Origin of the sequence: Streptomyces sp. NBC_01750 (assembly GCF_035918095.1) — a bacterium.
Lineage (GTDB): Bacteria > Actinomycetota > Actinomycetes > Streptomycetales > Streptomycetaceae > Streptomyces.
Genome location: NZ_CP109137.1, coordinates 1,569,512 through 1,583,645, shown reverse-complemented (window position 1 = coordinate 1,583,645; position 14,134 = coordinate 1,569,512). Strand labels below are relative to the sequence as shown.

12 protein-coding genes are annotated in these 14,134 nt (G+C 70.3%); 10 read left to right on the top strand and 2 right to left on the bottom strand.

Annotation, left to right across the window (positions count from 1 at the left end; translation table 11 throughout):
* Positions 1-51: 51 nt before the first annotated feature.
* The 3 genes from OG966_RS07000 (at position 52) to OG966_RS06990 (ending at position 4,025) form a co-directional block, all read left to right on the top strand.
* A complete protein-coding gene (locus tag OG966_RS07000) occupies positions 52-1,086 on the top strand; it encodes a sugar-binding transcriptional regulator (protein ID WP_326648559.1) in 1,035 nt (344 codons plus the stop codon).
* A 479-nt stretch (positions 1,087-1,565) separates the two neighbouring features.
* The gene (locus tag OG966_RS06995; RefSeq protein ID WP_326648558.1) at positions 1,566-3,008 is read left to right on the top strand and encodes a GuaB1 family IMP dehydrogenase-related protein; all 1,443 of its coding nucleotides are present in this window, start codon (positions 1,566-1,568) and stop codon (positions 3,006-3,008) included.
* Between the two features lie 141 nt (positions 3,009-3,149).
* Entirely contained in the window at positions 3,150-4,025 is an 876-nt protein-coding gene (locus OG966_RS06990) for an RNA polymerase sigma factor SigF (protein WP_406732710.1), read from the top strand.
* A 141-nt stretch (positions 4,026-4,166) separates the two neighbouring features.
* On the opposite strand, the gene OG966_RS06985 is transcribed toward OG966_RS06990, so the two are convergent.
* Positions 4,167-4,565: an ATP-binding protein gene (locus OG966_RS06985; protein WP_326648557.1), complete on the bottom strand. Its 399-nt coding sequence runs from the start codon at positions 4,563-4,565 to the stop codon at positions 4,167-4,169.
* Between the two features lie 47 nt (positions 4,566-4,612).
* Positions 4,613-5,626 (bottom strand): GDSL-type esterase/lipase family protein, encoded by a 1,014-nt coding sequence (locus tag OG966_RS06980; RefSeq protein ID WP_326648556.1) that lies wholly within the window; start codon positions 5,624-5,626, stop codon positions 4,613-4,615.
* Between the two features lie 256 nt (positions 5,627-5,882).
* On the opposite strand from OG966_RS06980, the gene OG966_RS06975 reads away from it, so the two are divergent.
* The 7 genes from OG966_RS06975 (at position 5,883) to OG966_RS06945 (ending at position 14,073) form a co-directional block, all read left to right on the top strand.
* Positions 5,883-8,228 (top strand): sensor histidine kinase, encoded by a 2,346-nt coding sequence (locus tag OG966_RS06975; protein WP_326648555.1) that lies wholly within the window; start codon positions 5,883-5,885, stop codon positions 8,226-8,228.
* A complete protein-coding gene (locus OG966_RS06970) occupies positions 8,221-8,643 on the top strand; it encodes a roadblock/LC7 domain-containing protein (RefSeq protein WP_326648554.1) in 423 nt (140 codons plus the stop codon). Before OG966_RS06975 ends, OG966_RS06970 begins: the two co-directional genes overlap by 8 nt.
* 3 nt (positions 8,644-8,646) lie before the next feature.
* Complete coding sequence (locus OG966_RS06965; protein ID WP_326648553.1) at positions 8,647-9,015, top strand: DUF742 domain-containing protein; 369 nt, start codon at positions 8,647-8,649, stop codon at positions 9,013-9,015.
* 247 nt (positions 9,016-9,262) lie between these two features.
* Entirely contained in the window at positions 9,263-10,741 is a 1,479-nt protein-coding gene (locus tag OG966_RS06960; protein ID WP_442806667.1) for an amino acid permease, read from the top strand.
* A gap of 10 nt (positions 10,742-10,751) precedes the next feature.
* Complete coding sequence (locus OG966_RS06955) at positions 10,752-11,207, top strand: Lrp/AsnC family transcriptional regulator (protein ID WP_326648552.1); 456 nt, start codon at positions 10,752-10,754, stop codon at positions 11,205-11,207.
* A gap of 308 nt (positions 11,208-11,515) precedes the next feature.
* On the top strand, positions 11,516-12,307 hold the full coding sequence (locus OG966_RS06950) for a carbon-nitrogen hydrolase family protein (protein ID WP_326648551.1): 792 nt from the start codon (positions 11,516-11,518) through the stop codon (positions 12,305-12,307).
* Between the two features lie 56 nt (positions 12,308-12,363).
* A complete protein-coding gene (locus OG966_RS06945) occupies positions 12,364-14,073 on the top strand; it encodes a flavin monoamine oxidase family protein (RefSeq protein WP_326648550.1) in 1,710 nt (569 codons plus the stop codon).
* The last annotated feature ends 61 nt before the right edge of the window (positions 14,074-14,134 follow it).

The following is a 14,134-nucleotide window of genomic DNA, read 5'->3' as shown; positions in this document are numbered from 1 at the left end:
ATCAGGGCCGATCAAGGTCCGGCGGATCTGACAGGATGACGGATCCGGAGTGTGTACAGCAGTGAGGAGATCGCGGTGTCGACGGGCCGATCAGCCATGCGGATGGGACCCGCTGAGCTGGTGCAGGCGGCGGCCATGGCCCGCCGCTTCTACCTCGAGGGCAAATCCAAGATCCAGATCGCGGAGGAGTTCGGCGTAAGCCGCTTCAAGGTCGCGCGGGTCCTGGAGACGGCGCTCGAGCGTGATCTCGTACGGATCGAGATCCGCGTACCCGCCGAGCTGGACGCGGAGCGCTCCGACGCGCTCCGCGCCCGCTATGGCCTGCGGCACGCGGTCGTCGTCGAGTCCCCGGCGGAGGGCGAGGAAGAGTCGCCCGACCCGGAGAACCTGGGCGAGGTGGCCGCCGACCTGCTCGGCGAGCTGGTGAACGAGGGCGATGTGCTGGGTCTGGCCTGGGGCCGGTCCACCATCCATATGGCGGCCGCGCTCGACCGGCTGCCGCCGTGCACGGTCGTGCAGCTCACGGGAGTGTACGACGCAGGGACCGCCGAGCGCGGCTCCGTCGAGGCGGTACGGCGTGCCGCGCAGGTCTCCGGAGGCGAGGCCCACCCCATCTACGCCCCGATGCTGCTGCCCGACCCGGCGACCGCCGCCGCGCTGCGCAATCAGACCGGGATCGCCCGCGCTTTTGAGTACTTCGACAAGGTCACCGTCGCCGCGGTCTCCATCGGCTCCTGGGAGCCGGGTATCTCGACCGTGCACGACATGCTCACCGACGAGGAGCGCGCGCACTACGCCTCGCTCGGCGTCGCCGCCGAGATGTCCGCGCACCTCTTCGACGCGGAGGGCCGTCGGGTCGGCCGCGACCTGGGCGAGCGGTGCATCACGGTCGAGGCCGACCGGCTGCGCCGTATCCCCGAGGTGGTGGCGATCGCGGGCGGCCAGCGCAAGGCGGAGGCGATCGCTGCCGTGCTGCGCTCCGGTCTGGTCACCAGCCTGGTGACGGACACGGCGGCAGCCGACCATCTGCTCACGGCCCCGCCGGGACCGCGGCCCGCACTCGACCGGGCCGACCCGGACGACTGACGGGACGGTCAGCAGGACGACTGCCGGACAGCGGTCGGGGGCCGGCAGCCTGAGCGGCACGGGCGCGCCTCGTGCGCCGGGCTGAACGCTGCCGCCGCCATATGCCGGGTCGGTGCGGTGCGGCCGGACCGCGACCGGCTGGTGGGCAGCGGGAGGAACCCCGGGAACGAGCAGTGGACGCGGGCGACCCGGTCGCCCGAGCCCGTGCGGAGCACCGTCCTGGGCTCGTCGTCCGGGCCGCCGGTGCCCGCTCACGTCTTCCACGGCCCTGATGCCGTCCGGGCCGCGGCGCGGGCGTTGAGCCGCGCGCCCCGGGCACCCGGCCGGACGCGTTTGGAGGATCCGCTCGACCGCACGGCTGTGAGCTGGACCTTTCTCCCAGCCCGCACATGCGTATGGGCATGGGAGAATGAAGTACGTGCGATTTCCCCGGCTGAGATGACCGGGGGCCAACTCCGATCGACTGGGATGATCAGCACGTGCGTTTCCTCAATGACCTGAAGCCGCCGTACGACCTCACGTACGACGACGTGTTCATGGTGCCGAGCCGCTCGGCCGTCGGCTCCCGCCAGGCCGTCGACCTCTCCGCTCCCGACGGCACCGGCACGACCATCCCGCTGGTCGTCGCGAACATGACCGCCATCGCGGGGCGCCGTATGGCCGAGACGCTCGCCCGCCGCGGCGGTCTTGTTGTGATCCCCCAGGACATCCCGATCGACGTCGTCACCGACGTCATCTCCTGGGTCAAGACGCGCCACCTCGTGCTCGACACCCCGATCGTGCTCGCCGCCGGTCAGACCGTCGCCGACGCGCTGTCCCTGTTGCCGAAGCGGGCGCACGAAGCGGGCGTCGTCGTCGACGCGGACCACCGGCCGATCGGTGTCGTCACCGACGCCGACCTGTCCGGCGTGGACCGCTTCACGCAGCTGTCCGAGGTCATGTCCCGGGACCTGCTGCTGCTCGAGGCGGACATCGACCCGCGCGACGCCTTCAACAAGCTCGACCACGCCAACCGCCGCTACGCCCCCGCCGTGGACAAGGACGGCCGGCTCGCGGGCATCCTCACCCGCAAGGGCGCGCTGCGCGCGACCCTCTACCGCCCCGCCGTCGACAAGAACGGCAAGCTGCGCATCGCCGCCGCCGTCGGCACCAACGGCGATGTGGCGGGCAAGGCCAAGCAGCTCCTCGACGCGGGCGTGGACACGCTCGTCATCGACACCGCGCACGGCCACCAGGAGTCGATGATCAGCGCGATCAGGACGGTCCGCGCGCTCGACCCGCAGGTGCCGATCGTCGCGGGCAACATCGTCGCCGCCGAGGGCGTACGCGATCTCATCGAGGCCGGCGCGGACATCATCAAGGTCGGTGTGGGCCCCGGCGCCATGTGCACCACCCGCATGATGACCGGCGTGGGGCGGCCGCAGTTCTCGGCCGTGCTGGAGTGCGCCGCCGAGGCCAAAAAGTTCGGCAAGCACGTCTGGGCCGACGGCGGTGTGCGCCACCCGCGCGACGTCGCCATGGCGCTCGCCGCCGGCGCGTCCAACGTCATGGTCGGTTCCTGGTTCGCCGGTACGTACGAGTCGCCGGGCGACCTCCAGCAGGCCCCCGACGGGCGTCTGTACAAGGAGTCCTTCGGCATGGCGTCCGCGCGCGCCGTCCGTAACCGTACGAGCGAGGAGTCGGCGTACGACCGGGCCCGCAAGGGGCTGTTCGAGGAGGGCATCTCCACCTCGCGGATGTTCCTCGACCCGGCCCGGCCCGGTGTCGAGGACCTGATCGACTCGATCATCGCCGGTGTCCGTTCCTCCTGCACCTACGCCGGCGCCGGCTCCCTCGAGGAGTTCGCCGAGAAGGCGATCGTCGGCATTCAGAGCGCCGCGGGCTACGCCGAGGGCCAGCCGTTGCACGCCAGCTGGAGTTAGTCACCGCCCATCCACGTCCGGCCCGCGCGCTCGCCGCCCGGGCCGGACGCGTTGTTCGGCGTCAACTCGACTGCCCAGGCATGTGTGGAGCAGGACGGGGTATACGCGCTCTGCACTGACCACGGAGCAGGGGAGGACGAAGTGTCCACGGCGAGCACGGTCCCGGCCGAACTCACGCAGCCTGGTACACAGCGCCTGAACATGGCGGAGCTGGATCTTCCGGATGTTCGGAAACCGGGGGAGGTCGCACCCAAGGACGCACGCGAGATCTCGAGGCTCTTCTTCGTTCGGCTCGCCGAACTGGAGGAGGGGACGCACGAGCACCAGTACGTACGGAACACCCTCATCGAACTCAATCTGGCGCTTGTCAGATACGCGGCCGGCCGCTTCCGTAACCGCGCGGAGCAGATGGAGGACATCGTCCAGGTCGGCACCATCGGCCTGATCAAGGCGATCGACCGGTTCGAGCTGAGCCGCGAGGTGGAGTTCGCGACCTTCGCCGTCCCGTACATCGTCGGCGAGATCAAGCGGTTCTTCCGCGATACGAGCTGGGCCGTGCATGTGCCGCGGCGGCTGCAGGAGTTGCGGATCGATCTGGCCAAGGCCACCGACGAACTCTCCCAGAGGCTCGACCGCGCGCCGAGGACCGCCGAACTGGCCGAGCACCTCGGGCTCGACGAGGAAGAGATCATCGAGGGCGTGGTCGCCAGCAACGGCTACACGGCAGGCTCGATCGACATGCCGGTGGACGACGCGTCCGACCACGCGCCGACGCCGCTGTCCGACCGGCTCGGCGCGCCCGACGCCGACCTGGAGACCGCGGAGAACGTCCAGGCGCTCAAGCCTCTCATCGAGGAACTCGACGACCGCGACAAGAGGATCCTCCAGATGCGCTTCGGAGCGGAGATGACCCAGTCGGAGATCGGCGTGGAACTGGGCGTTTCCCAGATGCATGTGTCCCGGCTGCTGACGCGCATCACCTCACGGCTGCGTGACGGCCTGCTCGTGGCGGAGTGAGACTCCGCCCCGCGCATCACCAGTTCCCCCCACGGGAAAAGCGGCGTTCCGACTGGACCGGGACGCCGCTTCCGCGTGACGGCTTCCCCGTGCTCCGGGTCCGGGAATCAGCGGCGTGTTGCGGGACCGGCGGTTCCGGGATCAGCAGGCGGTCCGAGCCGGGACCGGTCGCATCCAGGTCGCCTGCACCCTCTTGCCGTACGGCAGTGGGCAGACCTCCACCCGGCCCGCGAGCCGGAGCACCATGTGCCAGCCGAAACCGCCGCCGCCGGCGAAGTCGGGCTCGCGCGGTACGGGGGGCAGCGGGCTGGAGTCGTCTATCTCCACCACCAGCGTGTCCTGCCCCGCCGTCAGATGCAGCCGCCACCAGCCGGCCGTGTGCCGCAGCGCGTTGGCAACCAGCTCGGAGACGACAAGCAGCACCGCGTCCCCGTCGACCCAGGGGCAGTACTGCGACAGGAAGTCCGCGGTGGCATGGCGGGCCCCCGCGCTGTCTCGTTGCGGCGATTCCTCGATCACCACATGCGGCTCTGCGTTCATCACCGCTCGCATACCCCGGTTGTCGCACTTCTATCAGCCAGTGAACATTACGTGTCGGACGGCCGGGTCGACGAGATCGCCGGGCGGAGTGCGCCGGCGACCGCGGCGGCCAGCACGGCATGCCCCTCGTCATTGGGGTGCACGCCGTCGGCCAGCTGCCCGGGACCGAGCAGATCGCGTCCTGGCAGCAGCGTGAGCCGCTGGTCGCCGGACCCGTCGGCGATACGGTCGCGGACGGCCGCCTCCATTGCCGTGCGCAACTCGGCGAGGGTGGCGCCGAGCGGGTTCGGGGTCTGCTCGGCGTCGGGGCGCAGTACGGGGGAGACCAGCAGGAGCGGGATGTCCGGGTGCCCCTGGCGTACGAGCTCGATGAACGCGCGCGTCGTCTCGTACAGCAGCGGGACGGAACAGGGAATGCCGGTCCAGCAGTTGGTGCCGAAGGCGAGAGTGATCACATCGGCGGGCAGTGCGGACAACTGCTGCGCCGTGGCCAGTTCGCCCCGGGCACCGCCCGCGTATCCGAGGTTGACGGTGTCCAGGCCGAGGGTGCGGCCGACGACCGCCGGCCAGGAGTGGGCGGGGCGGGTGGACCACCAGCCCTCGGTGATGGAGTCGCCGTGGACGAGCCAGCGCGGGCGCGGCGCGGCGGGCGTGACCGTGCCACCGATCGCTCGCACGCCCAGGACCACGGGGGACTGGGCCTCGGGTGGATGGACGGTGAACGGGCCCCTGGTGCCGCCGGGCAGACTGATCGTGACGACCGCCTCCTCGGCCGGGTCGGTGAAGGTCTCGGACACACAGCCGTCGTCCTGCCAGAGCGCGAAGCAGTGCGCGAGATCCCGCAGCGCGTCGGTCGGACCCGGCACGTCGGCGCGGTAGCGGATCTCGACCGCGTCCGCGCCGTCAGCCGTGAACTCCAGCCGTACGCCGGTGGGCAGTGCGGCCCGCTCGCCGGCGTCCCACGGCAGCCGGCCCAGGTCGGCCGGGTCCGCGCGCACCGCGCGCCCATGGTCCAGCCAGGCCACGCCTCGCAGAAAGGGTCCGGGGTCGAGCCAGGTCACGCGGGCCTCCCAAGGTCGGGTGCGGGAACCGCACGACACTGTCCGGTCCAACACTGTCCAGTCCGGCGCGGCACCATGCGCCAGGCATGGCGGGTGTCGACGGAGTCCGTTGCCGGACCCCTCCGGAGCCCCCCGCAGTTACCTGCAGGAACATTGCGTTGCGCATGCCGAATCGCGTAGCTTGACTGCGCTTACCGGGGGGTAACCATCGTCGATCAGTTGCCCCCGATCCGTTGTCCTATGTTCTGGGGAGACCATGCGCCGGCGATTGGGCCGCCCCACGATCCGCGGCCGGATCGTGACTCTGACGGTCATACCCGTTATCGCTCTGATGGCGCTGTGGACCTTCGCCATGGTCTCGGTAACCGGCGACCTACGGGCTCTGATCCGGGTCCAGAGCGTGTACGAGGACTTCGGCACCCCGGTCGACACCGCCGTGGGCCAGATCCAGATCGAACGCAGGCTCACCGCCGAGTATCTGGGAGCGGGGCGGAACGACGGCCCGGCCACCGTCGCCGCGCTGACCGGGCAGCAGCGTTCGACCGACAAGGCCGTCGGCGCCATGCGGGACGCGATCGGCGACCGGGACCGGCGTGCGGACCTCACCGAGCGCCAGCGGCAGTCGCTCGACGAGATGGCCGGCGCCGTCGACGGCCTGGAGGACCTGCGTGGGCGGGTGCTGGACCGGGCGATCTCCTGGGAAGACGCCGTCGACGCGTACACCACCCTCGTCCAGCCGACCTTCGACGTGCAGTCCACGCTCACCGCCCTGCAGGCCGGCCAGCTCGCCCGCGAGGGGCAGGTGGTCGTCGAGCTGGTGCGCGTGCGGGAGTTCGTCTCCCGTGAGGACGCCCTGGTCGCCGGGGCGCGTGCCGCCGGAAGTCTCACCGACCGCCAGTACGACGCGCTCACCGCCACCATCGAGGACCGGCGGGTCTTTCACCGTACGTACGTCCCCGACCTCCCGGACGACTCCAGGAAGCTGTTCACGGACTTCGAGGCGGGCGCGGAGTACCGCGCGCTGACAGCCGGTGAGGACGCTCTGCTGCGGGCCGGCGCGTCCGGTGCCGGCAGGGCCATGGCCGCCGACTCCTGGCGGACCACGACGGACCGCGCGGTCAAGCGGTACATGCTGCTGTGCACCGATTCGGCGCTGAACACCGCCGACCGCGGCCGGGCCTTCGCCTACCGGGAGATGGTCAAGGCCGCGGTGGTGGGTCTGCTCGGACTGATCGCGGTGGGCCTGTCGATCTGGTTCTCGGTCACCAGCGGCCGGCGCATCTCGCGCCGCCTGGAGGAGCTGCGCGACGCCGCCGAGGTGCTCGCCACTCGGCAGCTGCCTGATGTGATGGAACGGCTCGGCGCGGGCGAGGAGGTGGATGCGGCCGCTGCCGCACCGCCGCTGGACTTCGGCGGCGACGACAGGGGTCTTGACGAGATCGGCCAGGTCGGCCAGGCACTCAACACCGCCCGGCTGGCAGCCGTCGAAGCCGCCGTGAAACAGGCGACCCTGCGCCGTGGCGTCTTCGCCGTACTGCTCAACATCGCCCGCCGCAACCAGGCCCTGGTGCACCGGCAGTCGAAGCTCGTCGACACTCTGGAACGCCGCACCACAGACCCGGACACGCTCGAGGACCTGTTCCGGATCGACCACCTGACGACCCGGATGCGACGCCACGCGGAGGGGCTCATCATCCTCTCCGGGGCCACGCCGGGACGACGCTGGCGCAAGCCGGTACCCGTGGTGGACATCGTGGCCGCCGCGGTGGGCGAGATCGAGGACTACACCCGGGTCGTGGTGCCACCGATGCCGGCCGTGGGCATCAGCGCGGAGGCGGTCGCCGACGTGGTGCACCTCGTCGCCGAACTTGTCGAGAACGCCGCAGTGTTCTCCCCGCCGCACACCCAGGTCACCATGCGCACCGGCCGGGCCGGCAACGGATTCGTGCTGGAGATCGACGACCGCGGGCTCGGTATGGACGCGGACGAACTGGACCAGGCGCACCGGACGCTGGCGCGGCCCCGCGACTTCGACCCGGCACAGGACGAGCGCCTCGGCCTCTATGTCGTCGGCCGGCTCGCCGAGCGGCACGGCATCGGGGTCACCCTCACCCGCTCGCCGTACGGCGGCATCACGGCCGTGGTGCTGCTGCCCCACCCGATCCTCGCCCCAGTCGAGCCGGCCCCGTCGGCCCCGTCGGCCCAGGAAAGGGAACCGGTGGACAGGCCACAGCCCGCCCCGGTCCGTGCCCTGCCGACAGCAGCACCCAGGGCGCTGGAGGTCGTGCAGCCGGTGCAGGCCCGGGCCCCGGAGGAGCCGCAGGCGCAGCCCGCCCCGCAGCTGCCCGAGCCCGCCCCGCAGGCACTCGGACTGCCGACCCGGGTGCGCCAGGCATCGCTCGCCGCCCCGCTGCGCGACGCACCGTCCGCAGTGGCCGAGGACAGCGACCGTGAGGTGTCTCCCGAAGAGATGCGCTCGATCTTCGGGTCCTTCCAGCGCGGTCTCGATCGCGGCCGCAAGGGCGATCCCGCAGGGCCCGCGTCGCCGGGGGCAGCGCCGTGCACCCGTACGACCGATGAAGGGACGGACGACGATGGCTGACGAACCCACGGAGGACCCCACAGGCCTCGGCTGGTTGCTCGACGATCTGCTGGCCAGGACCGACCATGTGCTCCAGGCGGTGCTGCTGACCGCGGACGGTCTGGTCAGCAGCGCCTCCAAAGGGATGGCCAGGAAGGACATCGAGCATCTCTCCGCCGTCTGCGCGGGCTTCCACAGCCTCGCCAGGGAGGCCGGCAGCCGCTTCGGGGCCGGGTCCGTGCGGCAGACGATGGTGATGCTCGACCACGCCTTCCTCTTCATCACTCCGGCCGGCGACGGCAGCCGGCTTGCGGTGCTCTCCGACCCCGAGACCGACGTCGGACAGCTGGCCCACGAAATGTCGCTGCTGGTCAGGCGGGTGGGCCGGCATATGGCTGTCCCCACGCGCTCGGCCTCCGAGGCCACCGACACCTAAACCGTGAGCGACCACTGGTACGAGGACGAGACCGGGCCTCTGGTACGGCCGTACACCGTGGCCGGCGGCCGGACACGTCCCGCCGCCGAGCACACCATCGATCTGATGTCGCAGGTCACCGCCGTGGACCCGACCGGTTCCGAGCCGCGGCTCGACCATGCCCGCAGCTCGCTGCTCGAGCTGGTGCGCCGCGAGCCGCGTCCGGTCGCCGAGATCGCCGCCGACGCGGATCTGCCCCTCACCGTCGTACGCGTCCTGTTGGCCGACCTGGTCGATGCCGGACTGATCCGGGTCTCCGCGCCGGTCACCCACGCAGGTCTGAACGACCCGGAGCTGCTGCGCGAAATCGTCGACCGGCTGCGGGAGCTGTGAAGCCACCCTTCACCTGGACGCAATGTTTCCCCGTGGTGCTCTGCATCGCGCAATGATCGTCCGCAGATGCGCAACAACGATGCATTACGGGTTCTGAGCCACGGCTCATAGGCTCAGGCCCCGTACCTGGAGTGGCGGTGATCGCCTGCTCGGCGGTCCCTCCCCTCATGCGCGGGCACATCCGCCATGCCCGCGGGCCGCCGACGGTCACCCGTCGCCGACCCGCAGCCATGAAGGAGCCCCCGCAGTGCTGGACCACGGCGAAGCGCCACTCGCAACCGAGCCACCGCCCGCCCCGAGCCGGGGACCGAGCACGAGCTTCGGCTCCCGGCTGATGCGGCGCAAGCCCGTCGAGGCTCTGGTGGCCGAGGGCGGCCAGGGCGAGGGCGGCACGCTCCGCCGCTCGCTCACCATGTGGCAGCTGACCATGATCAGCATCGGCGCCACCCTGGGCACCGGAATCTTTGTGGTGCTCGGCGAGGCCACGCCGCTGGCCGGCCCAGCCGTCGCGATCTCGTTCGTCCTCGCCGGCCTGACCGCGCTGTTCTCGGCGCTCTCATACGCCGAGCTGGCCGGCTCCATCCCTGTTTCCGGCTCCTCGTACTCGTACTCGTACGCCACCATGGGTGAGATCGTCGCCTGGATCTGCGGCTGGTGCCTGATCCTGGAGTACGGCGTCTCGGTCGCGGCGGTCGCCGTCGGCTGGGGCGAATACCTCAACGAGCTGCTCGACGGCACCTTCGGCTTCACCATCCCCGATTCGGTGTCCGCCCCCCTCGGTGAGGGCGGCTACATCAATCTCCCGGCCCTCGTCGTCATCCTGCTGGCCATGGTGTTCCTGATGCGCGGGGCCAAGGAGAGCGCCCGGGTCAACACGATCATGGTGGTCGTGAAGATCGTCACCCTGGTGCTGTTCTGCACGATCGGCTTCATGGGCATCAAGGCCGGCAACTACACGCCGCTCGCCCCGCTCGGCGTGACCGGCATCAGCGCGGCCGCGGCCACCCTCTTCTTCTCCTACATCGGCTTCGACGCCGCTTCCACGGCCGGCGAGGAGGCCAAGAACCCCAAGCGGGATCTGCCGCGCGCGATCATGCTGTCGCTGCTCGTCGTCACGGTGCTGTACTGCCTGGTCGCACTGGTCGCCGTCGGCGCCATGCCGTGGCAGGACTTCGAGGGCACCGATGCGGCGCTGGCGCAGATCATGAAGGACGTCACCGGTCACAGTTTCTGGAGCGTCGTACTCGCCGCCGGTGCGGTCGTGGCCATCGCCAGCGTCGTCTTCGCCGTTCTGTACGGCCAGACCCGCATCCTGTTCGCCATGGCCCGCGACGGTCTTGTCCCCAAGGTCTTCGCCAAGGTCGACGCCCGCACCGGGAGCCCGCGCGCCAACACGCTGATCGTCTCGCTCTTCTGCGGAGTGCTCGCCGCCACCATCCCGCTCGGCGAGCTTGCCAATGCCACCAGCATCGGCACGCTCTTCGCGTTCGCGCTGGTCAACGTGGCCGTTGTCATTCTGCGGTACACCCGGCCCGACATGCCGCGCACCTTCCGCGTGGCGCTGTTCCCGGTGACGCCGATCCTGGGTCTCCTGTTCTGTCTCTACATGATGGTCAGCCTTCCGGGCGTCACCTGGGCGGTCTTCGGAGGCTGGATGATCGTCGGGCTCGTGCTCTACTTCGGTTACGGCATGCGCCGTTCCCGACTGGCCGCAGCAGAGAAGTGATCCAGCAACAGTGCGACTGAACGATCTCGACGAACGCATCGTCCACGCCCTCGCCGAGGATGCCCGCCGCTCCTACGCGGACATCGGCTCCGAGGTCGGCCTCTCCGCGCCCGCCGTCAAGCGGCGGGTCGACCGGCTGCGTGCCGAAGGCGCCATCACCGGGTTCACCGTACGGGTGGACCCGGCGGCTCTCGGCTGGGAGACCGAGGGCTTCATCGAGATCTACTGCAGCCGCAACACCTCGCCCGCGGCCATCGAACGGGCTCTGAAGCGCTACCCGGAGGTCGCGTCCGCCTCCACCGTCACCGGTGAGGCGGACGCGATCGTCCAGGTATTCGCCTCCGACATGCGCCATTTCGAGCGCGTGCTGGAGCGGATCGCGGGCGAGCCCTTCGTGGAGCGCACCAAATCGGTGCTGGTGCTCTCCCCGCTGCTGCGCCGCTTCACGTCGGGCGCGCCCACGTAGAACCGTCCCCGGCCCGTGGACCCCGGAAGTGGCAGAGCTTCGCGCTGCCGGGGGGGGAGGGGCCGTGCCATCCGCGACCGCAGCACCATGCGCATACGCCCGAAGGGCTCCGCGGACCCCGCCGCGGGCTCCGCGGACCTTCTGCTGTCACGCGATCACGGCTACGCGCAATGAATCGCCGCCTCCACCGCTCATTGCGCAACGGATCGACCATCGGCGCGCAACGCTCGCGCCTTGTCCGGGCCGAAGTCCGGAACGTACCGTCTTAATGTCTTCTTCACCCCGCATCCACCGCCCCGAGGTCGCCCATGTCCCCGCTGCGCACCGCACTGCTCCAGAGCTCCGGACGACCGGGATCGGTCGCCGGAAACCTCAAGGTGCTCGACGAGGCCGCGGGCCGTGCCGCGAAGGCCGGTGCCGGACTGCTGATCTCCCCCGAGATGTTCCTGACCGGGTACGCGATCGGTGACGAGGTGCCCATGCTGGCCGAGCCCGCCGACGGCCCGGCAGCGCGGTCCGTCGCGGAGATCGCCGAACGCCACGGCATCGCGGTGATGTACGGCTACCCCGAGCGCGAGGGGGAGCTGATCTTCAACTCCGCTCAGCTGATCGGCCGGGACGGCAGGAGCCTTGCGAACTACCGCAAGACCCACCTCTTCGGCTGCTTCGAGCAGCAGTGGTTCACCCCGGGCGAGCAGCAGGTCGTCCAGGCCGAGCTCGACGGAGTCCGGGTCGGCATGCTGATCTGCTACGACGTGGAGTTCCCGGAGAACGTCAGGGCGCACGCGCTCGCAGGCACCGACCTGCTGCTTGTGCCGACGGCCCAGATGCACCCGTTCCAGTTCGTCGCCGAGTCCCTGGTCCCGGTGCGGGCCTTCGAGAGCCAGATGTACATCGCGTACGTCAACAGGACCGGCCCTGAAGGGGAGTTCGAGTTCGTCGGTCTCAGCTGCCTGGCGAGCCCCGACGGCACGACCCGCGTCCGCGCCGGCCGCGGTGAGGAACTGGTCGTCGGCGACGTCGACCTCGCCCTGCTGAACGCCTCGCGCGAGGCCAATCCGTATCTGCGCGACCGCCGCCCCGGCCTCTACGCGTCCTGACCCGCTCCGCCTCCCCGCTCGCCGCACCACGCTTTCCCGCAAGGAGTCCGTACCCCATGACGTCCACGCTGCCCACCACCGCTGTCCAGCACTCCGACGAGCAGCCGCCGATCACCATGTTCGGGCCGGACTTTCCTTACGCCTACGACGACTTCCTGGCCCACCCCGCAGGCCTCGGCCAGATACCGGCGACCGAGCACGGCACCGAGGTCGCGGTCATCGGCGGCGGTCTCTCCGGCATCGTCGCGGCCTACGAGCTGATGAAGATGGGCCTCAAGCCGGTCCTCTACGAGGCCGACCGGATCGGCGGCCGGCTGCGCACCGTCGGCTTCGACGGCTGCGACCCCGAGCTGAGCGCCGAAATGGGCGCGATGCGCTTCCCGCCCTCCTCCACCGCGCTGCAGCACTACATCGACCTCGTCGGCCTGACCACGCAGCCCTTCCCCAACCCTCTCGCCCCCACGACCCCGTCGACCGTGGTCGACCTCAAGGGCGAGTCGCACTACGCCGAGACCATCGACGACCTGCCGCAGGTCTACCGCGATGTGATGGACGCCTGGAACGCCTGCCTGGAGGAGGGTGCCGACTTCTCAGACATGAACCGCGCCATGCGGGAGCGCGATGTGCCGCGCATCCGCGAGATCTGGGCCAAGCTGGTCGAGAAGCTCGACAACCAGACGTTCTACGGCTTCCTCTGCGAGTCCGAGGCCTTCAAGTCCTTCCGGCACCGAGAGATCTTCGGCCAGGTCGGCTTCGGTACGGGGGGCTGGGACACCGACTTCCCCAACTCCATCCTGGAGATCCTGCGCGTCGTCTACTCCGAGGCCGACGACCACCACCGCGGCATCGTCGAGGGCAGCCAGCAGCTGCCGCTGCGGCTCTGGGACCGCGAGCCGGCCAAGATCGTGCACTGGGCGCAGGGCACCTCGCTGTCCTCCCTGCACGGCGGCGAGCCGAGGCCGGCCGTGACCCGGCTGCACCGCACCGCGGGCAACCGGATCACCGTCACCGACGCCTCGGGCGACATCCGCACGTACAAGGCGGCCGTCTTCACCGCGCAGTCCTGGATGCTGCTGTCCAAGATCGCCTGCGACGACTCGCTCTTCCCGATCGACCACTGGACGGCGATGGAGCGCACCCACTACATGGAGTCGTCCAAGCTCTTCGTCCCGGTCGACCGGCCGTTCTGGCTGGACAAGGCCGTCGACGGCCAGGGCAACGAGACCGGCCGTGACCTCATGTCGATGACGCTCACCGACCGGATGACCCGCGGCACCTACCTGCTGGACAACGGGCCCGACAAGCCGGCCGTCATCTGCCTCTCGTACACCTGGTGCGACGACAGCCTCAAGTGGCTGCCGCTGTCCGCGAACGAGCGGATGGAGGTCATGCTGAAGTCGCTGGGCGAGATCTACCCCAACGTCGACATCCGAAGCCACATCATCGGCAACCCCGTCACCGTGTCCTGGGAGAACGAGCCCTACTTCATGGGCGCGTTCAAGGCGAACCTGCCCGGCCACTACCGCTACCAGCGCCGTCTGTTCACGCACTTCATGCAGGACCGGCTGCCCGAGGACAAGCGCGGCATCTTCCTCGCGGGTGACGACATCTCCTGGACGGCGGGCTGGGCGGAGGGCGCCGTCACGACCGCGCTGAACGCGGTATGGGGTGTGATGGCCCACCTCGGCGGCACGACCGACCCGGGCAACCCGGGCCCCGGCGACCTCTACGACGAGATCGCCCCGGTCGAGCTGCCGGAGGACTGACCCGCGGCGGTCACCCGACGACGGGTACCCGCCCACGACTTCCGCCGGCTCCGGTCGGCGG